Origin of the sequence: Streptomyces sp. NPDC094143, assembly GCF_040303825.1 — a bacterium.
Lineage (GTDB): Bacteria > Actinomycetota > Actinomycetes > Streptomycetales > Streptomycetaceae > Streptomyces.
The window spans coordinates 1-22,113 of record NZ_JBEOTZ010000055.1 but is presented as its reverse complement, the minus strand read 5'-3'; the positions used below and the strand labels follow the sequence as shown (position 1 = coordinate 22,113).

Here is a 22,113-nt window from a genome sequence, read left to right as displayed (position 1 = left end):
CCGTACCGACTCCGCCCGCCCGGGACGTCTCGGACGGTTCAGGCGCCCGTCGCCCCGCCCGGTACGTAGTCCGGGTCCACCTGGGCCGCCAGGTCCTCGCCCGCGCGGTCGTTCGCCCAGGCGTGGGCGTTGCGCAGGTGGAAGTCGACCGCATGGCGGTGGAGCCGGTTCCAGTCGCGGACGTGGGAGTCGACCGTCTCGCGCAGGACGTTCAACGCGTGCCGGTTGTGGGGCTCCAGCTCGCCCCGCTCCCGGCCCTGCTCCGCCGCCCGGACCCAGGGCGACTGCACCAGGTGCGTCAGCAGGTCGTCGCCCACCTGTTCCTTGAGGAAGAGCAGGTCGTCCTCGCCCGTCACCTTGTTGCCGACGACCGCGACGCGGATGCCGAACTGCTCGGCGTGGTCGCGGTACTGGCGGTAGACCGAGACGCCCTTGCGGGTCGGCTCCGCCACCAGGAACGTGACGTCGAAGCGGGTGAACAGGCCCGACGCGAAGGCGTCCGCGCCCGCTGTCATGTCGACCACGACGTACTCGCCGGGGCCGTCCACCAGGTGGTTCAGGTACAGCTCGACCGCGCCGAGCTTGGAGTGGTAGCAGGCCACCCCCAGGTCGGACTCGTCGAACTCGCCCGTGACCATCAGCGGTACGCCGCCCGCCCGGCCGACGTGACGGGCGTGCAGCGGGTCGTCGCCCAGGACACTGAGCAGGCGGGAACCGCGGCCGGGCGGCGTCGTCTTGAGCATGGCCTCGGCGGAGGTGATGCGCGGGTTGTCGCCCCGGAGGAAGTCCTTGATGTCCCTCAGGCGCGGGCCCAGGGGGACGGCGGGCCGTTCCTCGGGGCCGAGCGCCTCGGCCAGGTGCTGGTTGATGTCGCCGTCGACGGCGAGGACCGGGGCGCCGGAGCGCGCCAAGTGGCGGGAGAAGAGCGCCGACAGCGTGGTCTTGCCGCTGCCGCCCTTGCCGACGAACGCGACCCTCATGACCGGCCCACCGTTTTGAAAATGGATGTCATGTGACTAGGTTTTAGGGAGTGATCGTCGTCACTGTCAAATCCCGTGCGCCGACCGGGGGGTGCCGGCGGTCGGCCGATGCTTGATGCGTAGGGTGTGCAGGTGCGTTATCCGGGCAGTAAGCGTCCCCTCCGGTTCCTCGCCGCCCTCGTCCTCCTCCCGGGCCTGGCCGGCTGCTTCTCCTCCCCGGGCGGGGAGCCGACGTCGGACGGTGCGCAACCGGGCTCCCGGCTGCGCGTCGCCCTCGCCTTCCCGCCCGCCCAGAACTTCTCGCCGTACGGAGCCGACGCCACGCTGCTCAGCCGCCTCGGCGTCACCGAAGGGCTGACCGCCCTGGACGCCAACGGCGCCGCGACCCCCGCACTCGCCCGGTCCTGGACCCGTGTGAACGACCGCACCTGGCACTTCACCCTGCGCGAGGCCACCTTCCACGACGGCACCGAGGTCACCCCGCAGGCCGTGGCCGGGGCGCTCACCCGCGCCACGCAGGCGAAGCCCGTGCCCGCCCCGCTCGCGGGCGTCACGCTCAGCGCACGGCCCGACGGCGACGACGGCGTACGCGTCACCACCGCCGACCCCGACCCCGTCCTGCCCATGCGCCTGGCCGGCCCGAGCCTGGCGATCCTCGCCCCGAAGGCGTACGCGAAGCGGGGCAACCCCACGCCGGCCGGCACCGCCACGGGCCCCTTCGAGCTCACCCGCGTCGACGGCGGCACCTCCGCGACCCTCGACCGTTACGACGACTACTGGGGCGGCCGCGCCCAGGCCTCCGGCATCGACGCGCGCTTCGTCGAGGACGGCACCGCGCGCGCCAACGCCGTGCGCACCGGCGACGTCGACATCGCCGAGGCCGTCCCCGTCGCCCAGGCCGCCACGCTCGACGCGGACACCCGCCGGCAAGCCGGCACCACCCGGACCACCAGCCTGCATCTCAACACCCGCAGCGGCCCCTTCGAGGACCCGCGGCTGCGCGCCGCCGCCCGCACGGCGATCGACTCCTCCTCCCTCGCCAAGGGCGTCTTCGAGGGATACGCCGACCCGGGTGCCGGGATCTACGGGCCCGCCGTCACCTGGGCCGAGAGCAAGCGGGTGAGGCCGTCGGGGCGCGCGAAAGCCGCCCGGCCCGACGGGATCCCCATCACCCTCGCCACTTACGACAACCGGCCCGAACTCCCCGAAGTCGCCCAGGTCGTGCAGCAGCAGCTGGAAAGGGCCGGATTCGAGGTCCGGTTGCAGGTGCGCGAGTACTCGCGGCTGGAGAGCGACGCGCTGGAGGGGAAGTTCGACGCCTTCATCGGCGCCCGCAACAGCCTCCTGGACACCGGCGACCCCGTCGGCGTCCTCGCCGGTGACTACACCTGTGACGGCGGCTACAACCTCGCCCTGCTGTGCGACCCGAAGGTCGACCGGGCCGTGGCGAAGGCCGACCGGGCCGACGGCACCGGGGAGCGGCAGGACGCGGCCATGGCCGCCGAGGCCGTGATCCTCGGCACGGACGCGGTCGTGCCACTGGCTCACCAGCGGATCGTCCTCGGGGTTTTCCCGGAGGTCCGCGGCGTGCTCCTCGACCCCTACGAGCGGACCCTGGTGGGGCCGGGAACGCGCCGCTGAACGGACATCCCGCGTCAGGCCGGCAGACGCGTGTCGACCACGCAGCTGATCTCGACCGCCTGCCCGGGGAAGGTCAGCTCGGTGACGCCCAGGGCCGTGCTGACCGGGCGGTGGGCGCCGAAGTAGGCCCGGTTGCCCTCCGCCACCACCTCGGCGTTGCGCACCAGGTCCACGACGTACAGCGTCTGGGAGACGACCTGGTCGCGGGTGGCGCCGAAGTGGGCCAGGACCTTGTCGAGGTTCATGTACGTCCGCGCGAGCTGGGCGGCGATGTCGTCCTCCGGGTCGAAGCCGCCCGCGTCGTCGAAGGAGAGCTGCCCGGAGACATGGATCAGCTCCCCGGAACGGATCGCCTGCGTGTAGCCGAAGTACTTCTCGGCCGGGATGCCGTGGTCGTAGAGATCGAGGGTGGTCATGGTTCCCGTCCTTCCGTGAGCACTCGTCCGTTCGCGCTCTCTTGTGGTTACTGGGAAACCGTAGGAGAGTGAACGCCGACCTGGAAGAACGCACTTTTCAGTGACAGGGGAACCAGATGGTGACCAAGCAGCTCAGGGACATTCCCGAACACGCGGACCTGCGGCGGGCGGACTCCCTGGCGCGGGAGATCTTCTCGGACGTCGCCAACAAGTGGGCGCTGCTGATCATCGAGGCCCTCGGCGAACGCACGCTCCGCTTCAGCGAGTTGCGCGACGAGGTCGAGGGTGTCAGCCACAAGATGCTGACCCAGAACCTGCGGATGCTGGAGCGCAACGGCCTGGTCGACCGGACGGTACATCCCACCGTGCCGCCCAAGGTCGAGTACACGCTCACCGAACCGGGCCGGGCCCTGCGCGCCACGGTCGACCTGATCTGCGGCTGGACCCATCAGTACCTCGGTCATATCGAGGCGGCCCGGGGGCGGTTCGGCAGCTGACCCGGCGGGGTCTCAGCCGGCGACCAGTTCCCGGACGGGGCGCGGCGCGGGGGCCGCCTCGGCCCGCGAGGTCCGGTACAGCCACAGCACGTCCCGGCCGAACGACCACACCAGCAGGCCCAGGGCCAGCGCTGCCACGGCGAAGTTGGCCGCGTACGGCAGCAGTTCGGCACCCGCCAGCAGCAGGAGCACGCCCTGCAGGGCGGCGACCGTCTTGCGGGCCGTGCTCGGCGGGAGCGCCGCCGTCAGCCAGGGCCAGACCCGGGCCGCGGCGACGAAGACGTACCGCATGCCGCCGATCAGCAGCACCCACGGGCCCAGTTGCGTCGACACGTACACGCTCAGCACCAGGATCAGGAACGCGTCGACCTCCATGTCGAAGCGCGCGCCCAGCGGGGTCGAGGTGCCGGTGCGGCGGGCGACCTTGCCGTCGACGCCGTCGAGGATCAGCGCCACCGCCGTCAGCGCGACGAACAGCGACACCGGCGGTGAGCTCTGGAAGGAGTCCGCGACCAGCGCGGTGACGCCGCCGACGAGGGTGGCCCGGCCGAGGGTGACCCGGTTCGCCGCGCCGAAGGAGCGCAGCCGGGAGCGGTGCAGGGCCCGGGAGAGCACCGCCCAGGTGGCGACCGCGAACGCGAGGCCGCTCAGCCAGCCCGCCGGGCCCATCCCGATCGCCGTGCCGATCAGGGCCAGCAGCAGGATCTGCACCCCCGCCCCCACGGCGGTCTCCTGCTGTACGAGCCTCGCGTCGTAAGTGTTGTTCAGGGCCACCGAACACCCTCCGGCCGTGTGACAGAGTCGATCAACGCCGCTACCTTGTGCGCGGCCTGTGCACCCCTCGGTACGCAAGCAGCTTCCCGATCGTTCAGGAGGACTTCGATGAAGCACACCGGACGCGCGTTCTGGATCGACTCGCCTGGCCGAGGCGCGATCCGGGACGTCGCCCTGCGGGAGCCCGGCCAGGGCGAGGTGCTGGTGCGCACGTTGTTCTCCGGTGTCAGCCGCGGCACCGAGACGCTCGTCTTCCGCGGCGGTGTGCCCGTCAGCCAGCACACGGCCATGCGGGCCCCGTTCCAGGAGGGCGACTTCCCGGGCCCGGTGAAGTACGGCTACCTCAACGTCGGTGTGGTGGAGCAGGGGCCCGAGGCGCTCGCCGGCCGCACGGTGTTCTGCCTCTACCCGCACCAGACCCGGTACGTCGTGCCGGCGAGCGCCGTGACGCCCGTGCCGGACACCGTGCCCGCCGAACGGGCCGTGCTCGCGGGGACGGTGGAGACCGCCGTCAACGCCCTGTGGGACGCCGCGCCCCTGGTCGGCGACCGGATCGCCGTGGTCGGCGGCGGCATGGTCGGCTGCTCGGTCGCCGCGCTGCTCGCCCGGTTCCCCGGCGTGCGCGTCCAGTTGGTCGACGCCGACCCGTCCCGCGCGAGGACCGCCGAGGCGCTCGGCGTCTCCTTCGCCACCCCGCAGGACGCCGACGGCGACCGTGACCTGGTCGTCCACGCCAGTGCCACCGAACAGGGCCTCGCCCGGTCCCTGGAACTCCTCACCGCCGAGGGCACCGTCGTCGAACTGAGCTGGTACGGAGACCGGAAAGTGAGTCTGCCGCTCGGCGAGGCCTTCCACTCCCGGCGCCTGGTCATCCGCTCCAGCCAGGTCGGCACCGTCTCCCCGGCCCGCCCCGGCCGCACCTACGCCGACCGGCTCGCCCTCGCCCTCGACCTGCTCGCCGACCCGGCGCTCGACGCCCTCGTCACGGGGGAATCCGCCTTCGAGGACCTGCCCGACGTGCTGCCGGGGCTCGCCTCGGGCGAGATCCCCGCCCTGTGCCACCGCGTCCGTTACGACGAGAGCGATTGACGCATCGGCTGACGATTCGTTCCATCCGGTACGACTTCAGCCGTGACAAGAGCGCCTGACCTGAGAAAAGACGTAGCCGACGCTGAACGGGGGAAGGCAAGCAGCCGTACTACCCGGCATCTCCGGCAGCCAACAGCCGGGGGAGCAGACGCGCCGCACCTGGAGGGTCGTCCGTTGTTCAGCATCACCGTCCGCGATCACATCATGATCGCCCACAGCTTCCGCGGCGAGGTCTTCGGACCGGCGCAGCGCCTGCACGGCGCCACGTTCCTGGTGGACGCCACGTTCCGGCGCGAACAGCTGGACGAGGACAACATCGTCGTCGACATCGGGCTGGCCACCCAGGAACTCGGGGCCGTCGTCAGCGAGCTGAACTACCGCAACCTCGACAACGAGCCCGACTTCGCCGGGGTCAACACCTCGACGGAGTTCCTGGCCAAGGTCATCGCCGACCGGCTCGCCGAGCGCATCCACAAGGGCGCGCTGGGCGAGGGCGCCAAAGGCATCGCGGGCCTCACCGTCACCCTGCACGAGTCGCACATCGCCTGGGCGAGTTACGAGCGTGCGCTGTGACCGACACGACCATCGAGCGGCCCGGTCCGACCGGCGGGGCACCGGCGCGGCTCGACTACGTGCCCGTGCAGCACGCCGCCCTGAAGAACGCCGAGATCATCCCCATGTCCCTGCGCACCGTGCACTTCGTGCTGCCGGGCGGTGTCGACGACCCGGCCACCCCGAGCGGCGGCAACGCCTACGACCGGCGCGTCTGCCTGGACCTGCCCGGCTTCGGCTGGCAGGTCAGCAAGCACGCCGTGGCCGGTGAGTGGCCCCGGCCGGGGACCGCCGCCCGGACGGAACTCGCCCGCGCGCTCGCCGCGTTGCCCGACGGCGCCGTCGTCCTGCTCGACGGGCTCGTCGCCTGCGGCGTGCCCGAGATCGTGGTGCCGGAGGCGGAACGGCTGCGCATGGCCGTCCTCGTCCACCTGCCGCTGGGCGACGAGACCGGGCTCGACGCGACCGTGGCCGCCGAACTCGACGCCAGGGAACGGACGGTGCTGCGGGCGGTGTCGGCGGTGATCGCCACCAGCGACTGGGCGGTCCGCCGCCTGGTCGCCCACCACGGTCTGCCCCCGGAGCGGGTCCACGTCGCGGCCCCCGGCGCCGACATCGCGCCCCTCGCGCCCGGCACCGACGGCGTGTCGCGGTTGCTGTGCGTGGCCGCCGTGACCCCGCGCAAGGGACAGCACCGGCTGGTGGAGGCGCTGGCCGCGGTGACCGACCTGGCGTGGAGCTGCGTGTGCGTCGGCGCCCTCACCCAGGACCCGGAGTACGTCGCCCACCTGCGGTCCCTCATCGCGAGGCACGGCCTTCAGGACCGGCTGGAGCTGGCCGGACCGCAGTCCGGCGCCGCGCTGGACGCCAGTTACGCCACCGCCGACCTGATGGTCCTCACCTCCTACGCCGAGACCTACGGCATGGCCGTGACGGAGGCGCTGGCCCGGGGCATCCCGGTCCTGGCGACGGACGTCGGCGGACTTCCCGAGGCGGTCGGCCGCGCACCCGACGGCGGAGTACCGGGCATCCTCGTGCCGCCGGAGAACCCCGCCGCCATCGCCGCCGAACTGCGCGGCTGGTTCGGCGAGGCGGACGTACGACGCCGGCTGAAGGCCGCCGCCCGCGGCCGCCGCGCCGCCCTCGACGGCTGGGCGACGACCGCACAGAGCCTGGCGGCGGTCCTGCGCGGGCTCCCGACCGGACCCCGGAGGGCCGCATGACGAACCCGGTGACGACGACGAAGCCGGGCGGGCCGGTCCCGGCCCGGCCCGGACCCGGGGCAGCCGTGGAGCCGCGGGACGCAGTGCTTCCCGCGGCGGTTCCCGGCGGCACCGTCGGCCCGGCGGGCCACGCGGGCGCGGAGGACGGCGGCGGCGCCGGGGCGCGGCGCGGCCCGGACGCCGGCTCCGGCAGGGAGTCCGTGGCGGGGCCGCCCGCCGGTGTGGTGGACGCGCCTGCCGGCCCCCCGGCCGGGACGGTCCTCGCGCGGACCGGCCCCGGCACCCCCGCCGGGTCCCCGCACGCCACGGGCGCGGTCATCCCCGGCGCGGGCCCCAGCGGCAGGTCCGGCTCGCGGCCCACCGTCAAGCTGCGGGAGGCCGCTCCCGACGACCCGCCCCGCTACGCGCCCGAGTGGCTGGAGCTGCGGGAGCCGGCCGATGCCGCCGCCCGGGCGCACGACCTGCTCGACCCGCTGCGGATCCGGCTCGCCAACCTGCCGGGCAGGCCGGGCGGTGTCGTCATCCACGACCTGGGCTGCGGCACCGGCTCCATGGGCCGCTGGCTGGCCCCCCGCCTGGACGGCGCGCAGCACTGGATCCTGCACGACCGCGACCCCTACCTGCTGCACTTCGCCGCCGTCGCCTCCCCGCGCTCCGGCGCCGACGGCAGCCGGGTCAGCGTCGAGACGCGGCGCGGCGACGTCGCCCGGCTCACCGCGGACGCCCTGCACGGCGCGTCCCTGGTGACGGCGTCCGCCCTGCTGGACGTCCTCACCCGCGAGGAGATCGACGCCCTCGCCGCAGCCTGCGCCGGAGCCGGCTGCCCCGCCCTGCTGACCCTGTCCGTCGCGGGACGTGTGGAACTGACCCCGTCCCACCCGCTCGACGCGGAGATCGCCGGGGCGTTCAACGACCACCAGCGGCGTGACGGCCTGCTCGGCCCCGACGCGGTCACCGCGGCGGCCGAGGCGTTCTCCGCGCTCGGCGCGACCGTGCGGCTGCACCCGAGCCCCTGGCGGCTCGGGCCCGAGCAGGCCGCGCTCACCGAGCAGTGGCTGCGCGGCTGGGTCGGCGCCGCCGTCGAGCAGCGTCCCGAGCTGCGCGCCGAGGCGGAGGTCTACCTGGACAACCGCCTGCGGGAGTGCGCGGCGGGCGAGTTGCGGGTCACGGTCCACCACACCGACCTGCTGGCCCTGTGCCGCCCGGCGGGCGGAGCGTCATGACCTCCCGGGCGACGGGCACGCGCCCCCGGTCGCGCGCAGCCGCCGGATCCCCGGCGGCCGACGCCGACCGCCCCACGCCCGCGCCGGCGGACACGCCCGCGCCGGCGGACACGCCCGCTCCGGCGGCCCTGGCGGCCACGCAGGCCCCCGAGCCGACGCGTCGTCACGGGGGCCGGGCAGCGGTGGCGGTGGCCGTGGGCACGCCCGCCCCGGGCGCGTCCGGCGCCTCGGACGCGGCCCCGGTGGTCGCGGTCGTGCTCGGCCCAGGCAGGGCGGCCTCCCCGACCCGCCGCACCGAGCAGGCGGACGCGAGCCGCCCCGCGCAAGGCCCGGGCGCGGCCTGCCCCGCGGACGGCCCGGGCATCGTCCCCGCCCAGACCGCGGCCCGCGGCCACGTCCCGCGCGGCGCCGAGGGCTCGCGGGCGGCACACCCCGCCGCGCCCCCAGGCCTGACACGCCGCCGTGCCGTGCCCGGCGCCAAGGGCCCGGACGCGCCGGGCCCCACCGAGGCCCCGGCAACCCCGTCGCCCATGACCGGCACCAGGGCAAAGGCACCCCGTACCGACGCCGGTGCCCCCTCACCCGGCCCCCTGCGTGCCCTGCTCGCCCGGCTCGGTTCCCGCAAGGCCCGTACGCGCCTCGGGACCCTCGCCGGAGTCGTCATCATCGGGGTGCTGTTCTGGCGGCTCGGCACCGGCGCCTTCCTCGACGGTCTGCGCCGGATCGACGCCGTGACGCTGCTGCTCGCGCTCGGCATCGGCGCCGTCACCACCGTGTTCAGCGCCTGGCGGTGGGCCCTCGTCGCCCGCGGCCTGCGCATCCGGCTGCCGTTCGGGCCCGCCGTCGCCGACTACTACCGCGCGCTGTTCCTCAACGCGGCCCTGCCGGGCGGCGTCCTCGGCGACGTCCACCGGGCGGTACGGCACGGACAGAGCGAGGGGGACCTGCGGCGCGGCGTGAAGGCGGTGGTCCTCGAACGGGCCGCCGGGCAGCTCGCGCTGTTCGCCGCGGCCGCCGTGATCCTGCTGACCATGCCGTCCCCGGTGCGCGCCGAGGCCCGGCACATCGCCCCGCTCGCGGCCCTGGCCGGACTGGGCGCCCTCGCCGTCGTCCTCGCCCTGCGCATGAACCGGGCCGCGCCGTCGCGCCGGGGCGGGAGGGCGCGCGCGCTGCTCGCCGAGGCCCGCGAAGGGCTGCTGTCCCGCCGTAACGGACCCGGAGTGCTTGCCTCCTCCGTGGTCGTCCTGGCAGGTCACGTCGCCATGTTCGTCCTCGCCGCCCGGGTCGCCGGGACCACCGCCTCCGTGGCCGTCCTGGCGCCGCTCGCGGTGCTCGCCCTGCTGGCGATGGGACTGCCGCTGAACGTGGGCGGCTGGGGTCCGAGGGAGGGCGTCACCGCCTGGGCGTTCGGCGCCGCGGGCCTCGGCGCCGGGCGGGGACTGGCCGTCGCGGTCGTCTACGGCGTGCTCAGCCTCGTGGCGAGCCTGCCCGGCCTGGTCGTCCTCCTCGCCCGCTGGTACGCGGGCCTGCGTTCGGCGGACCGGACCCGGGTCGCCGCGGCGGACCCGGACGCCGGCCCCGCGCCCCGCAGCGCCTACGCCTCGGAGGTCAGCATCGAGAAATACGCCCCGAAGGAATCCGCAAGGCTCGCCAGGAGTTCCTTCCCCTTTTCCGCCGAACCCAGCGAAGGACGGCCGATGACACCGGAATCGGTATAGCCGGACATGCCGAGGGTGAGCAGATGACGCCGGTCGTCAGCGACGAAATCGGAGGACTCGTAACCGGGTCGGAGCATTTCGGGATGAGCGTGCAGAAGGATGGAGGTCTCTATTTCCCCCGCGTGCATGTCGGTGAGCAGCGAGGTGACCACACCCGCCCGCTGCCGCGCCTCCTCCCAGTCCTCCGCGGCCGGGAAGAGCGCCATCCGCTCGCCGCGGGCGGAGGACTCCTGAACGACGTTGCCCAGCACGTAGTTCCCGCCGTGCCCGTTGACCACCACCAGGGCGTCGACCCCGGACCGGCGGAGCGAATCCGCTATGTCCCGTACCACCGCATGAAGGGTCACCGAGGAGATGCTGACGGTCCCCGGCCAGGCCGCGTGCTCGTGCGAGCACGAGATCGTCACCGGAGGAAGGAGGTGCACCGGGTACGCGCCGGCTATCTCCCGCGCGACGGCACAGGCGACGAGCGTGTCGGTCGCCAGCGGAAGATACGGACCGTGCTGCTCGAAGCTGCCCACGGGAAGCACCGCGACCTGCCGTGAGACATCGGCGCCCCGCGTCCGTACGTCTTCCGTGGTGTCCGCCGGCACCAGATCACTCATCACGTCACGGCCTTTCGTCTCTGCTTAGGAACTCGAGAATCATGACAGAAAAAATAGGCGTACTCGGCAAGAAGTCACCGCAGCGGACCGGCGTGGAACGCGTCGTGAATGCACCCCTGCCCACCGTGTACGGGAAATTCCAGGCGATCGGCTACATGGACCACGACCGCGGCGACGAACAGGTCGCGCTGGTCTACGGCGAACTCGCCACCGACGACGTTCTGGTCCGGCTGCACTCGGAATGCCTCACCGGTGACGCCTTCGGCTCCCAGCACTGCGAGTGCGGCGACCAGTTGGACGCCGCCCTGCGCGCGGTGGTCGCCGAGGGCGCCGGTGTCGTCGTCTACCTCAGAGGGCATGAGGGCCGCGGCATCGGCCTGCTCGCCAAGCTGCGCGCGATGGCCCTGCAGGCGGAGGGACTGGACACGGTCGAGGCCAACCTCGCCCTCGGGCTGCCGGTCGACGCCCGCGACTACGGCGTGGCCGCCCGCATCCTGGACGACCTGGGCGTGAACTCCGTGCGCCTGATGTCCAACAACCCGCGCAAGCGCGAGGCACTGGTGAGCCACGGCATCGGCGTCGCCGAGCAGGTGCCGCTGCTGATCCCGCCGTGCGAGAGCAACATCACCTACCTGCGCACCAAGCGGGAGCGCCTCGACCACCACCTGCCGCACCTGGACGCGGTGGTCAGCTCCTCCTGAGACGCCGGGGCCGGTTCCGGTTCCCGCGACGTGACCCGGGCGATCCGTGCGCGACCCGTGGACGGGCCGCGTACGCTTCGTGACGTCCGCCCCTTGAGCGTCGGCCCTCCGGCGGCCGGCGCCTCACGTCCGGAGGCTCACCCGGTATGACCGAGCTCCAGCTGTGGCTGCGCCACGAGGCCCGAACGACCGAGCGCCGCACGCCCGTCGTGCCCGACGACGCCCGGCGGCTCGTCGAGCACGGAGTGGAACTGACCGTCGAGGAGTCCCCGCAGCGGGTCTTCCCGATCGAGGAGTACGAGGCGGCCGGCTGCCGCGTGGCCCCCGCCGGCTCCTGGGTGTCGGCCCCACGGGATGCCGTCGTGCTGGGTCTGAAGGAACTGCCCGACGAACCGGCCGAACTGACGCACCGGCACATCTTCTTCGGCCACGCCTACAAGGGCCAGCCGGGAGCGGCAGAGCTGCTGGGCCGGTTCGCCGCCGGCGGCGGGACGCTGTTCGACCTGGAGTACCTGGTGGACGACTCCGGGCGGCGCCTCGCCGCCTTCGGCTTCTGGGCCGGCTACCTGGGCGCCGCCCTGGCGGTGCTGCAGCACCGGGGCCGGCTGCGGGCGCCGCTCGTGCCCACCACCAAGGCCGAACTGGACGAGATCCTCAAGCCGGTGGATGCCGACGCCGACTTCACCGGCCTGGTCGTCGGCGCCCTGGGACGCAGCGGCCGGGGCGCCCGCGTGGCCTTCGCCACCGCCGGCGCGGACCCGACCTGCTGGGACCTCGACGAGACCCGCGACCTGGACCGCGCCGCCCTGCTGCGGCACGACGTCATGGTGAACGCGGTGCTCGCCACCAGCCCCGTCCCGCCCTTCCTCCGTGAGCAGGACCTGGACGCCCCCGACCGCCGCCTGCGCACCCTGTGCGACGTGACGTGCGACGTCGGCTCGCCGCTCAACGTCCTTCCCGTGTACGACGCAACCACCAGCTGGGACGAGCCTGCGAGGCGCCTGCGCGCGCAGCCGCCGCTCGACCTGATCGCCATCGACAACCTGCCCTCCCTGCTGCCGCTGGAGTCCAGCACCGACTTCTCGGCCGCCCTGCTGCCCCACCTGCTCGACTTCGGCGTCACCGGACCCTGGGGGCACTGCCTGGACCGGTTCCGCCAGGCGGGCCGTGCGTACGGTCCCGGCAAGGGGGATCACCTTGACCACTGACCCGGTACCGGCCAGCGGCACCGTCCACTGGATCGGTGCCGGCCTGTCCACCGGCAGCGGACTGGCCGCGCTGTGCGACACCGCCGAGCGCGTGAGGCTGTGGCACCGCACCGAGAGCCGCGCCGCCGACGCCCTCGGCCGGCTGGGCCTGACCGGACGGGCCGAGCCCCGCGCCTACACGGTGTCCGCCCTCACCGCCGAAGTGGCGCCCGGCGACGTCGTGGTGTCCATGCTGTCGGCACCGGAGCACGCGCCGCTGCTCGCCGAGTGCGTCCGGCTGGGGGCGCACTTCGCCTGCTCCAGCTATGTGTCGGAGGCGGTGCTCGAGCAGGTGCCCGCGGCCCGGAAGGCCGGGGTCGTCGTCCTCACCGAGGCCGGGCTCGACCCGGGCGTCGACCACCTCTTCGCGCACGACCTCGTCGCCCGGGCCCGCGAGGCGATCGGCGACACGACCCCCGCCTCGTACTCCCTCACGTCGTACTGCGGTGGCGTCCCCGCCGAGCCGAACGACTTCACCTACCGCTTCAGCTGGGCACCCGCCGGAGTCCTCAACGCCCTGCGCTCACCGGCGCGTTACATCGACGACGGTGCCGAGACGGTCGCCGGGCGCCCCTGGGAGGCGACCCGGCGGCACGTCGTCGACGGGGAGACGTTCGAGGTCTACCCCAACCGGGACAGCGTCCCGTTCGTCGCGCAGTACGGGCTGCCGGACGCCTGGTCCCCGCGGACGTTCGTCCGGGGCACCCTGCGTCTGGAGGGCTGGCTGCGGGCCTGGGAGGCCGTGTTCGAGGAGCTGAAGCGGGGCGACGACGCCCGGATCGCCGAGCTGGCCCGGGAACTGGCCGCCGCGTACCCGACCACGGACGACGACCTCGACCGGGTCGTCCTCGCCGTCTCCCTGGACGTGCGGTCCGGCGAGGGGGAGACCTGGTCCGGCGGCTACCTCCTGGACCTGGTGGGCGACGCGGGGGAGAGCGCGATGGCCCGCTGCGTCTCGCGCACCCTCGCCCTGGGCGTCCGCCACGTCCTGGACGGCTCCCTGCCGCCGGGCCTGAACCGGGCTGCCGGGACGGCGGCCCGGTCCCGGCAGTGGCTCGGTGAACTCGCCCGTGACGGAATCGAGTTCACGCTCCGCGTCGACGGCTAGCCGACCGGGGCCCGGTCGGTGAGGGCCTCGTGGACGAGTCGCTTGAGGTCCTTGAAGACCGTGTGCGGGGTCTTGGGCCGCACCTGCGTCATGAACTGCACCGTCAGGTCGCGGCCCGGGTCCACCCAGAACGTCGTCGTGGCCACTCCGCTCCAGCCGAAGGCACCGAGCCCGGACGGCACCTGTGTGCGGCCCGGGTCGATCACCACCGAGCAGTTGAAGCCGAAGCCCATCCCCTCGTTGCCGGGCTCGTCGTGGGCGGGACGGCTGCCGAAGGCGCGCAGGTCGGCGCCGCCCGGCAGGTGGTTGCGGGTCATCAGGTCCACGGTCTGCGGGGCGAGGAGCCGGACGCCGTCCAGTTCGCCCCGGCGCCGCAGCAGTTCCATGAAGCGGTGGTAGTCGTGGGCCGAGCACACCATGCCGCCACTGCCCGACAGGAACCGCGGCCGGCCCCGCAGCGGCAGCCCCGGGATCGGCTCGATGCCGCCGCCCTCCTTCTCGCCGTACATCTCGGACAGCCGGGGCGCCTGTTCGTCGGTGACGTGGAGACCCGCGTCGGTCATGCCGAGGGGCCCGAAGATCCGCTCGTCGAAGAACGCGTCGAGCGGCCGGCCGGAGACGACCTCGACGACCCGGCCCAGGACGTTGCTGGCCACCGAGTAGTTCCACTCGGTGCCCGGCTCGAACTGCAGGGGCAGGCTCGCGTACACGTCGATGGTCTCGGCCAGGTCCGCGCCCGGCGGCACGGACGACTCCAGTCCGGCCCGGCGGTACAGGGCGTCCACGGGGTGGGAGTGGTAGAAGCCGAAGGTGAGACCCGAGGTGTGGGTCAGCAGGTGCCGGACGAGTATCGGGCCGTCGGCCGGGCGGGTCCGGACGTCGTCGCCGGAGCCACCGGCGTAGACCCGCGGCTCGGCGAAGGCCGGCAGGTGGTCGGCCACCGGATCGTCCAGGGACAGCCGGCCCTCCTCCACGAGCAGCAGCGCGGCGACCGCGGTGACCGGTTTCGTCATGGAGTAGACCCGCCACAGCGTGTCCGGCTCGACGGGGAGCCCGGCCGCGATGTCGCGTGAGCCGTGTGTGACGAGGTGGGCGACGCGTCCGCCGCGGGCGATCGAGACGAGGAAGCCGGGCAGCCGCCCCTCGTCGACGAAGCGGGCGAAGTGCCGGTCCAGGCGCTCCAGCGCCCGCGGATCCAGCCCCGCCTCGACCGGTTCGACCTCTTCTCGCAGCTGTGCCATGGCTCTTCCTCCGTCGCGCTCTCGAAGTGAGATCCGGCATACCCCGCCGCCTGTGATCCCATCCTGCTGCAGGACGCTTTCATGATCGCGCAGGAACGGGTGAGCGTAACCCGGTGGCGTCACGCAGGGGCGTGGGAGCCCGTGACCGGCACTCGCCCCGCACCCGACGGCCGCGGTGGTCAGACGACCACCTTGTCGGCCCGCGCCGCCGGACGCGCGGCGCGCTCGCCCAGCGCCTCGGTCGGCACCCGGTGGGTCTCCCGCGCCGTCATCGCCGCGATCACCGGAGGCACGCACAAGGCCGCCGTGAACAGCGCCACCGCCGACCAGTCGTCCCCGTCCGGCCCGGCGATCCGCGCGGCGAACGTGACGGCGAACCCGGCCGCCGCGAACCCGATCTGCGTGCCGATGGCCACGCCGGACAGCCGCACCCGGGTCGTGAACATCTCGCCGTAGAAGGCGGGCCACACCCCGTTCGCCGCGCTGTAGACCACGCCGAAGCAGAGGACGCCCGTCAGGAAGGTCAGCGGGTAGGAGCCCGTGGAGACCGCCCACAGGTACAGGAACATCGTCACCGCGCTGCCGGCCGCGCCGATCAGGAACACCGGGCGGCGGCCGATCCGGTCGGACAGCGTGGCCCACAGCGGGATCGCGGCCAGCGCGACGACATTGGCCAGGGCGCCCACCCACAGCATGGCCGTGCGGGACATGCCGACCGCGTCGCTCGTGGCGTACGCCAGCGACCACACCGTGAAGATCGTGCTGACGGAGGCGATCAGCGCCCCCGCCACCACCCGCAGGACGTCCGACCAGTGCTCGCGCACCAGCACCAGCAGCGGCATCCTCACGACGCCCTCCTCGGCCGCCTGCCGGGCGAACGCCGGCGTCTCGTCCAGCTTGCGCCGGATGACATAGCCGGCGACGGCGACCGCGACGCTCAGCCAGAACGGCACCCGCCAGCCCCACGACAGCAGCTGCTCCTCGGGCAGCGCCGCGACCGGGATGAAGACCAGCGTGGCCAGCAGCTGCCCGCCCTGGGTGCCGCTGAGGGTGAAGCTGGTGAAGAAGCCGCGCCGGTGCGCCGGCGCGTGCTCCAGCGTCATGGAGTTGGCGCTGGCCTGCTCGCCCGCGGCCGAGATGCCCTGCAGGACCCGGCACAGCACCAGCAGCACCGGGGCGAGGCTGCCGACCTGGTCGCGGGTCGGCAGGCAGCCGATGAGGAACGTCGAGAGCCCCATCAGCATCAGCGTGAAGACCATGATCTTCTTGCGGCCGAGCCGGTCGCCGAAGTGGCCGAGGACCAGTGCGCCGACCGGGCGGGCGGCGTACGCGACGCCGAACGTGGCCAGCGACAGCAGGGTCGCGGTGGCCGGGTCGGACTCGTCGAAGAACACCTCCGGGAAGATCAGCGCGGCGGCGCTGCCGTAGATGAAGAAGTCGTAGTACTCCAGCGCGCTGCCGATCCAGGCGGCGGTGGCGGCTTTCCTGGGCTGGCCGGGCGGGGCGGCGGCCCCTGGGGGCGTGGCGGGGACGGACACGGCGGCTCCTAAGGGGGCTCCGCCACGGGCGGAGCGGGAACGCTGACGAGCAGGGGAGAGCAGAAAGGGGACGTGCCGGATCGCGGCTAATTAACCCACTGGGTAGTTAGTAGGGGATGGCCAGTGATGCTGCGCTCGTGCGCCGCCGGTGTCAAGGGGTCGCGCGCCGGGCGTTCAGTCGGCCGCGCGCTCGGCCGTCAGGTAGGCGATCACCATGTCGCCGAGCATGGCGCGATAGTGGGCGCGCTGCGCCTCGTCGAGCAGGTCGCGGCCGAACAGGGCGCCGAAGGTGTGCCGGTTGGAGACCCGGAAGAAGCAGAACGAGGAGATCATCGCGTGCAGGTCGACGGCGTCGACGTCGGCCGTGAACAGGCCCGACTCCCGGCCCGACGCCAGGATCCGGCGGATCACGTCCAGGGCCGGGGAGCCGATCTTCCCGAGCCTCTCGGAGCCGGCGATGTGGTGCGCCTCGTGGATGTTCTCGATGCTGACCAGACGGATGAAGTCGGGGTGCTGCTCGTGGTGGTCGAAGGTCAGCTCGGCCAGGCGTCGGATCGCCGCCACGGGGTCGAGGTGGTCGACGTCTAGCTGCTGCTCGGCCTCCCGGATCACCCCGTACGCCCGCTCCAGCACGGCCGTGAACAACTGCTCCTTGCCGCCGAAGTAGTAGTAGATCATCCGCTTCGTGGTGCGGGTGCGGGCGGCGATCTCGTCGACCCGGGCCCCGTCGTACCCGGCCCGGGCGAACTCCTGCGTGGCGACGTCGAGGATCTCGGCCCGGGTGCGGGCGGCGTCACGGATGCGCTCGCCGGGACGTGCCGGTTCTTCGACGCTGGTCATCAGGTTCCTTCGGGCGGAGGGTCCGGTGCCGGTGATTGTAGAAGCAGCGGCCCGGTCGCCCGGGGGTCTTCCCGAGGCCACGCTCGGCTGATATAGCTAACGTACTAGTTCGTACATTAGGGCCAGCTCGGGAGGCGCGCGTGCCCAAGGACTCGTATCTGGCCGGACTGATCGGTTCCGGGATCGGCCCGTCGCTCAGCCCGGCGCTGCACGAGCGGGAGGCCGACCGCCAGGGTCTGCGTCTGCTGTACCGGCTCATCGACATCGACCCCCTCGGGGTGCCGCCCGAAGCGGTGGGCGACCTGGTGCGGGCCGCCCGCGACCTGGGGTTCGACGGGCTCAACATCACCCACCCCTGCAAACAGCTCGTCGTGGAGCACCTGGACGCGCTCGCCCCGCAGGCCGAGGCGCTGGGCGCGGTCAACACCGTCGTCTTCGAGGACGGCCGGGCCGTCGGCCACAACACGGACGTCACCGGCTTCGCCGCCTCCTTCGCCCGCGGGCTGCCCGACGCGCCGCTGGAACGGGTCGTGCAGCTCGGCGCCGGAGGCGCGGGCGCGGCCGTCGCGCACGCCCTCCTCACCCTCGGCGCCGGACACCTCACCGTCGTCGACGCCCTGCCCGACCGGGCCGCGGCCCTCGCCGCCGCCCTGAACCGGACCTTCGGCCGTGGCCGGGCGGCCGCCGCGTCCCCGGACCGGTCGGCGCGGCTGCTCGCGCACGCCGACGGCATCGTCCACGCCACCCCCACCGGCATGGCCGCCCACCCCGGCCTGCCCCTGCCCGCGGAGCTGCTCCACCCCGGACTGTGGGTCGCCGAGGTGGTCTACCGCCCGCTGGAGACCGAACTGCTGCGCACCGCCCGCGCCCTGGGCTGCGCCACCCTCGACGGCGGCGGCATGGCCGCCTTCCAGGCCGCCGACGCGTTCCGCCTGTTCACCGGGCGGGAACCCGACGCCACGCGGATGCTGGCCGACCTGACCGAGCTGGCCGGCGTCGTCGGCGCACGCCACTAGGAAGGGACACCGACGTTGCGTACGTCCATCGCCACCGTCTGCCTCAGCGGATCCCTCACCGAGAAGCTCGACGCCGCCGCCCGGGCCGGCTTCGACGGGGTGGAGATCTTCGAGAACGACCTGCTGGCCAGCCCCCTCACCCCCGAGGAGATCCGGGCCCGCTGCGCCGACCTGGGCCTGGGGATCGACCTCTACCAGCCGATGCGGGACATCGAGGCCGTCCCCGAGGCCGAGTTCGCCCGGAACCTGCGGCGCGCCCGGCACAAGTTCGAGCTGATGCGCAGGCTCGGCGCCGACACGGTCCTCGTCTGCTCCAGCGTCTCCCCGCACGCGGTGGACGACGACGCCCTCGCCGCCGAACAGCTGAGCCGCCTCGCCGACACCGCCCGGGAGTTCGGCGTCCGGGTGGCCTACGAGGCCCTGGCGTGGGGCCGGCACGTCAGCACCTACGACCACGCCTGGCGCATCGTCGAGGCGGCCGGGCACCCGGCGCTCGGCACCTGCCTGGACAGCTTCCACATCCTCTCGCGCGGCTCGGACCCCAGGGGCATCGAGGACATACCCGGCGAGAAGATCTTCTTCCTCCAGCTCGCCGACGCCCCGCTGCTCGCCATGGACGTCCTGCAGTGGAGCCGCCACTACCGCTGCTTCCCCGGCCAGGGCGGCTTCGACGTCGCCGGCCTGGTACGGCACGTACTGGCCGCCGGCTACGACGGGCCGTTGTCCCTCGAGGTCTTCAACGACGTGTTCCGGCAGGCCGAGGCCGGACCCACCGCCGTGGACGCCCGGCGCTCGCTGCTGCTCCTGGAGGAGAGGGTGGGGCGGGCGCCCCTGCCCGGACCCGTCGTCCCCACCGCAGTGGCCTTCGCCGAACTGGTCACGCCCGACGCCGAGCCCCTCACCGCCCTGCTGCGGGCCCTGGGCTTCACCCGTACCGCACGGCACCGGGGCAAGCCCGTCGACCTGTGGGAGCAGGGGGACGCCCGGATCCTCGTCAACACCGGCCCGGCCGTCCGCCGGGACGGCGGCCGGCTCGCCGCGATCGGGCTGGAGTCGCCCGACCCGGCCGGGGCGGCCCGGCGTGCCGAGGCGCTGCTCGCGCCCGTGCTGCCGCGTCGCCGGGCGGCCGAGGACGCCGCGCTGGAGGCGGTCGCCGCGCCCGACGGCACGGAGCTGTTCTTCTGCGCCACCGGCCGGCCCGAACTGCCCCACTGGCGCGCCGACTTCGAGGAGACCGGCCGGCCCGCCCCGGGCGCGGGCGTCCGGGGCATCGACCACCTCGCCCTCACCCAGCCCTGGCACCACTTCGACGAGGCGGCCCTCTTCCACCGCGGCGTGCTCGGCCTGGACGCGCAGGAGAGCGTGGACGTCGCCGACCCCTACGGACTGCTGCGCAGCCGGGCCCTCGCCGGCGCCGACGGCGGCGTCCGCATCGTCCTCTCCGTCGGCGCCGCGCCGACCGACGACACCGTCCACGCCCAGCACATCGCCCTGGCCACCGACGACGTGGTCGCGGCGGCCCGCCGCTTCCGCGAGACCGGCGGCAGCCTGCTGCCGGTCCCCGCCAACTACTACGACGACCTCGCAGCCCGCTTCGAGTTCGCCGACGGCGAGCTGGAGACCTACCGCGACCTCGGCATCCTCTACGACCGGGACGCCCGGGGCGTGTTCCGCCACTGCTACACCCGCACGGTGGGCCGGGTCTTCTTCGAACTGGTCCAGCGCGAGGGCGGCTACCGGGGCTACGGCGCCGCCAACGCGCCGGTGCGGCTGGCGGCACAGCACGCGGTGCGGGGCCTCACGGGCGGCTGACGGTTCGGGTGACGCCGGTGACGACCGCGGTGGCGACGGGCCGTTCGGGCCCTCAGTCCGCGCAACGCGCCGGGTCCTCGTCCGCCGTCGTGCGGAAGTCCACGTCCGCCCCGCGCGGAAAGGCGCGCCACACCCGCTGCTCGGCGGGCGTCATGTCGCCGATCTGCATCGACGGGGACTCCCCTGGCCCCGGCCGGGGGCTGTCGACTCACCTCCGGCCGGGCCCTGTCACGCCCTGATGTTCCACTCCTGGATCACCGGCCGGCCGTGCTCGGTCGACAACCGGGAGACCGTGCCCGTCTCCAGCCGGAACAACCGCCCCTCCGACGGCGCCAGGCCCAGCCGGCGGGCCGTGAGGACGCGCAGGAAGTGGCCGTGGGCCACCAGCGCCACGTCACCCCCGGGCAGCGCCTCGGCCACCCGGGCCAGCACCCGGTCGGCGCGCTTGCCGACCTCCTCGGGGGACTCCCCGGGCCCGTCCGGCCCGGGCGGGGCCCCGTCGGTCCACAGGTCCCAGTCGGGGCGGGTGCGGTGTATCTCGTCGGTGGTGACGCCCTCGTAGGCGCCGTAGTACCACTCGTGCAGGTCCGGGTCCTGTTCGGTGCCCTTCAGGCCCGCGAGCGCGGCGGTGCGCACCGCGCGGGCCAGGGGGCTGGTGAGGATTAGCGCGAAGCGACGGTCCGCCAGGAGCGGGGCCAGCGACCCGGCCTGCTCCTCACCGCGCGGGGTGAGGGGCAGGTCGGTGAAGCTGGTGTGCTGTCCGCTCCGGCTCCACTCCGTCTCGCCGTGGCGGACCAGCAGCAGATCACCCACGGTGCTACGCCTTCTTCGCGGACTCGACGGCGTGGCCGCCGAACTGGTTGCGCAGCGCCGCGATCATCTTCATCTGCGGCGAGTCGTCCTGCCGGGAGGCGAACCGGGAGTACAGGGAGGCGGTGATGGCCGGCAGCGGCACGGAGTTGTCGATCGCCGCCTCCACCGTCCAGCGTCCCTCGCCGGAGTCCTGGGCGTAGCCGCGCAGGTTCTCCAGGTGCTCGTCCTGGTCGAGCGCGTTGACCGCGAGGTCGAGCAGCCAGGAGCGGATGACGGTGCCGTCCTGCCAGGAGCGGAAGACCTCGCGGACGTTGTCCACGGAGTCCGCGGCCTCCAGCAGCTCCCAGCCCTCGGCGTAGGCCTGCATCATGGCGTACTCGATGCCGTTGTGGACCATCTTGGCGAAGTGCCCGGCGCCCACCCGCCCGGCGTGGACGTAGCCGTACGGGCCCTCCGGCTTGAGCGCCTCGAAGATCGGCCGCAGCCGGTCGACGTACTCCTTCTCGCCGCCGACCATCAGGGCGTAGCCGTTCTTCAGGCCCCACACCCCGCCGGAGACGCCGGCGTCGACGAAGCCGATCCCGCGCTTGCCCAGTTCCTCGGCGTGCTTCTCGTCGTCCGTCCAGCGGGAGTTGCCGCCGTCGACCACCGTGTCGTACGGCTTGAGGAGGCCCGCGAGCTGGTCGATGACGTGCTGGGTGGGGGCGCCGGCCGGGACCATCACCCAGACCGTGCGGGGCGCCTCCAGCTGGTTGACGAGGTCGGCCAGGCTGGAGACGTCCGACTTCTCGGGGTCGGTGTCGTAGCCGATGACGGTGTGGCCGGCGTTGCGCAGGCGCTCGCGCATGTTGCCGCCCATCTTGCCGAGACCCACAAGTCCGATCTGCATGTCAGTTCACTTCCCGAAGGTTGCGGTAGGCGGCCACCAGGGCGGCCGTGGACGGGTCGAGACCGGGGACGTCGGCGCCCTCGGTCAGGGCGGGTTCGACGCGCTTGGCGAGCACCTTGCCGAGTTCGACGCCCCACTGGTCGAAGGAGTCGATGTTCCACACCGCGCCCTGGACGAACACCTTGTGCTC

The 22,113-nt window shown here is 73.5% G+C and carries 21 protein-coding genes and 1 pseudogene; 12 read left to right on the top strand and 10 right to left on the bottom strand.

What is annotated here, in order from left to right; translation table 11 throughout:
• Positions 1-38: 38 nt before the first annotated feature.
• Entirely contained in the window at positions 39-980 is a 942-nt protein-coding gene (locus ABTZ58_RS36695) for an ATP-binding protein (protein ID WP_351366746.1), read from the bottom strand.
• 132 nt (positions 981-1,112) lie between these two features.
• On the opposite strand from ABTZ58_RS36695, the gene ABTZ58_RS36690 reads away from it, so the two are divergent.
• On the top strand, positions 1,113-2,621 hold the full coding sequence (locus ABTZ58_RS36690) for an ABC transporter substrate-binding protein (protein WP_502996192.1): 1,509 nt from the start codon (positions 1,113-1,115) through the stop codon (positions 2,619-2,621).
• Positions 2,622-2,635: 14 nt separating this feature from the next.
• Here ABTZ58_RS36690 and ABTZ58_RS36685 read toward each other — a convergent pair whose 3' ends face one another.
• Positions 2,636-3,037: a RidA family protein gene (locus tag ABTZ58_RS36685; protein ID WP_351366740.1), complete on the bottom strand. Its 402-nt coding sequence runs from the start codon at positions 3,035-3,037 to the stop codon at positions 2,636-2,638.
• A gap of 116 nt (positions 3,038-3,153) precedes the next feature.
• Here ABTZ58_RS36685 and ABTZ58_RS36680 point away from each other — a divergent pair, with 116 nt between their 5' ends.
• Positions 3,154-3,534 carry a winged helix-turn-helix transcriptional regulator gene (locus ABTZ58_RS36680; protein ID WP_351366737.1) on the top strand — a complete coding sequence of 127 codons (381 nt, stop codon included), beginning with the start codon at positions 3,154-3,156 and terminating at the stop codon, positions 3,532-3,534.
• Between the two features lie 12 nt (positions 3,535-3,546).
• Here ABTZ58_RS36680 and ABTZ58_RS36675 read toward each other — a convergent pair whose 3' ends face one another.
• A complete protein-coding gene (locus ABTZ58_RS36675) occupies positions 3,547-4,308 on the bottom strand; it encodes a CDP-alcohol phosphatidyltransferase family protein (protein ID WP_351366734.1) in 762 nt (253 codons plus the stop codon).
• Between the two features lie 108 nt (positions 4,309-4,416).
• Here ABTZ58_RS36675 and ABTZ58_RS36670 point away from each other — a divergent pair, with 108 nt between their 5' ends.
• From ABTZ58_RS36670 to ABTZ58_RS36650, 5 genes and pseudogenes are all read left to right on the top strand, one after another.
• The gene (locus tag ABTZ58_RS36670; RefSeq protein ID WP_351366731.1) at positions 4,417-5,397 is read left to right on the top strand and encodes a zinc-dependent alcohol dehydrogenase; all 981 of its coding nucleotides are present in this window, start codon (positions 4,417-4,419) and stop codon (positions 5,395-5,397) included.
• Between the two features lie 174 nt (positions 5,398-5,571).
• Positions 5,572-5,970, top strand: coding sequence for a 6-pyruvoyl trahydropterin synthase family protein (locus ABTZ58_RS36665; RefSeq protein ID WP_010043117.1), 399 nt, complete (start codon positions 5,572-5,574; stop codon positions 5,968-5,970).
• The gene (locus tag ABTZ58_RS36660) at positions 5,967-7,172 is read left to right on the top strand and encodes a glycosyltransferase family 4 protein (protein ID WP_351366726.1); all 1,206 of its coding nucleotides are present in this window, start codon (positions 5,967-5,969) and stop codon (positions 7,170-7,172) included. Before ABTZ58_RS36665 ends, ABTZ58_RS36660 begins: the two co-directional genes overlap by 4 nt.
• 221 nt (positions 7,173-7,393) lie before the next feature.
• On the top strand, positions 7,394-8,395 hold the full coding sequence (locus ABTZ58_RS36655) for a class I SAM-dependent methyltransferase (RefSeq protein WP_502996193.1): 1,002 nt from the start codon (positions 7,394-7,396) through the stop codon (positions 8,393-8,395).
• Positions 8,392-9,825 (top strand): annotated as a pseudogene (locus tag ABTZ58_RS36650) (lysylphosphatidylglycerol synthase transmembrane domain-containing protein); the annotation flags it as partial. The gene ABTZ58_RS36655 and the pseudogene ABTZ58_RS36650, both read left to right, overlap by 4 nt.
• A 164-nt stretch (positions 9,826-9,989) precedes the next feature.
• On the opposite strand, the gene ABTZ58_RS36645 reads toward ABTZ58_RS36650, so the two are convergent.
• Positions 9,990-10,718, bottom strand: coding sequence for a creatininase family protein (locus ABTZ58_RS36645; protein WP_351366723.1), 729 nt, complete (start codon positions 10,716-10,718; stop codon positions 9,990-9,992).
• Between the two features lie 41 nt (positions 10,719-10,759).
• Here ABTZ58_RS36645 and ribA point away from each other — a divergent pair, with 41 nt between their 5' ends.
• The 3 genes from ribA (at position 10,760) to ABTZ58_RS36630 (ending at position 13,774) form a co-directional block, all read left to right on the top strand.
• The gene (gene ribA, locus ABTZ58_RS36640; protein ID WP_351366720.1) at positions 10,760-11,419 is read left to right on the top strand and encodes a GTP cyclohydrolase II; all 660 of its coding nucleotides are present in this window, start codon (positions 10,760-10,762) and stop codon (positions 11,417-11,419) included.
• A 146-nt stretch (positions 11,420-11,565) separates the two neighbouring features.
• Entirely contained in the window at positions 11,566-12,627 is a 1,062-nt protein-coding gene (locus ABTZ58_RS36635; RefSeq protein ID WP_351366717.1) for a saccharopine dehydrogenase, read from the top strand.
• Positions 12,617-13,774, top strand: coding sequence for a saccharopine dehydrogenase family protein (locus ABTZ58_RS36630; RefSeq protein ID WP_351366714.1), 1,158 nt, complete (start codon positions 12,617-12,619; stop codon positions 13,772-13,774). The genes ABTZ58_RS36635 and ABTZ58_RS36630 overlap by 11 nt, the downstream gene beginning before the upstream one ends.
• Here ABTZ58_RS36630 and ABTZ58_RS36625 read toward each other — a convergent pair.
• The 3 genes from ABTZ58_RS36625 to ABTZ58_RS36615 all read right to left on the bottom strand — a co-directional run bounded on the left by ABTZ58_RS36625 (position 13,771) and on the right by ABTZ58_RS36615 (position 17,393).
• Complete coding sequence (locus ABTZ58_RS36625; protein ID WP_351366711.1) at positions 13,771-15,015, bottom strand: serine hydrolase domain-containing protein; 1,245 nt, start codon at positions 15,013-15,015, stop codon at positions 13,771-13,773. The genes ABTZ58_RS36630 and ABTZ58_RS36625 overlap by 4 nt on opposite strands.
• Before the next feature lie 179 nt (positions 15,016-15,194).
• Positions 15,195-16,553, bottom strand: coding sequence for an MFS transporter (locus ABTZ58_RS36620; protein ID WP_351366708.1), 1,359 nt, complete (start codon positions 16,551-16,553; stop codon positions 15,195-15,197).
• 174 nt (positions 16,554-16,727) lie between these two features.
• The gene (locus ABTZ58_RS36615) at positions 16,728-17,393 is read right to left on the bottom strand and encodes a TetR family transcriptional regulator (RefSeq protein WP_309096702.1); all 666 of its coding nucleotides are present in this window, start codon (positions 17,391-17,393) and stop codon (positions 16,728-16,730) included.
• Between the two features lie 140 nt (positions 17,394-17,533).
• On the opposite strand from ABTZ58_RS36615, the gene ABTZ58_RS36610 reads away from it, so the two are divergent.
• Positions 17,534-18,409: a shikimate dehydrogenase gene (locus ABTZ58_RS36610; RefSeq protein ID WP_351366705.1), complete on the top strand. Its 876-nt coding sequence runs from the start codon at positions 17,534-17,536 to the stop codon at positions 18,407-18,409.
• A 15-nt stretch (positions 18,410-18,424) separates the two neighbouring features.
• Entirely contained in the window at positions 18,425-20,221 is a 1,797-nt protein-coding gene (locus tag ABTZ58_RS36605; protein WP_351366702.1) for a bifunctional sugar phosphate isomerase/epimerase/4-hydroxyphenylpyruvate dioxygenase family protein, read from the top strand.
• A gap of 228 nt (positions 20,222-20,449) precedes the next feature.
• Here ABTZ58_RS36605 and ABTZ58_RS36600 read toward each other — a convergent pair whose 3' ends face one another.
• The 3 genes from ABTZ58_RS36600 to ABTZ58_RS36590 form a co-directional block, all read right to left on the bottom strand.
• Positions 20,450-21,034: a histidine phosphatase family protein gene (locus tag ABTZ58_RS36600; RefSeq protein WP_351366699.1), complete on the bottom strand. Its 585-nt coding sequence runs from the start codon at positions 21,032-21,034 to the stop codon at positions 20,450-20,452.
• A gap of 4 nt (positions 21,035-21,038) precedes the next feature.
• Positions 21,039-21,923 (bottom strand): phosphogluconate dehydrogenase (NAD(+)-dependent, decarboxylating), encoded by an 885-nt coding sequence (gene gnd / locus ABTZ58_RS36595; protein WP_351366696.1) that lies wholly within the window; start codon positions 21,921-21,923, stop codon positions 21,039-21,041.
• 1 nt (position 21,924) lies between these two features.
• A partial coding sequence (locus ABTZ58_RS36590) for a phosphoglucose isomerase-related protein (RefSeq protein WP_502996191.1) occupies positions 21,925-22,113 on the bottom strand: 189 nt, incomplete at its 5' end.

Bases quoted from the DNA above. Each gene is read 5' to 3' on its own strand.
- ABTZ58_RS36685 (WP_351366740.1), bottom strand. From the start codon at position 3,037: ATGACCACCCTCGATCTCTACGACCACGGCATCCCGGCCGAGAAGTAC.
- ABTZ58_RS36625 (WP_351366711.1), bottom strand. From the start codon at position 15,015: ATGGCACAGCTGCGAGAAGAGGTCGAACCGGTCGAGGCGGGGCTGGAT.
- ABTZ58_RS36680 (WP_351366737.1), top strand. From the start codon at position 3,154: ATGGTGACCAAGCAGCTCAGGGACATTCCCGAACACGCGGACCTGCGG.
- ABTZ58_RS36615 (WP_309096702.1), bottom strand. From the start codon at position 17,393: ATGACCAGCGTCGAAGAACCGGCACGTCCCGGCGAGCGCATCCGTGAC.
- ABTZ58_RS36645 (WP_351366723.1), bottom strand. From the start codon at position 10,718: ATGAGTGATCTGGTGCCGGCGGACACCACGGAAGACGTACGGACGCGG.
- ABTZ58_RS36695 (WP_351366746.1), bottom strand. From the start codon at position 980: ATGAGGGTCGCGTTCGTCGGCAAGGGCGGCAGCGGCAAGACCACGCTG.
- ABTZ58_RS36670 (WP_351366731.1), top strand. From the start codon at position 4,417: ATGAAGCACACCGGACGCGCGTTCTGGATCGACTCGCCTGGCCGAGGC.
- ribA (WP_351366720.1), top strand. From the start codon at position 10,760: ATGACAGAAAAAATAGGCGTACTCGGCAAGAAGTCACCGCAGCGGACC.
- gnd (WP_351366696.1), bottom strand. From the start codon at position 21,923: ATGCAGATCGGACTTGTGGGTCTCGGCAAGATGGGCGGCAACATGCGC.
- ABTZ58_RS36635 (WP_351366717.1), top strand. From the start codon at position 11,566: ATGACCGAGCTCCAGCTGTGGCTGCGCCACGAGGCCCGAACGACCGAG.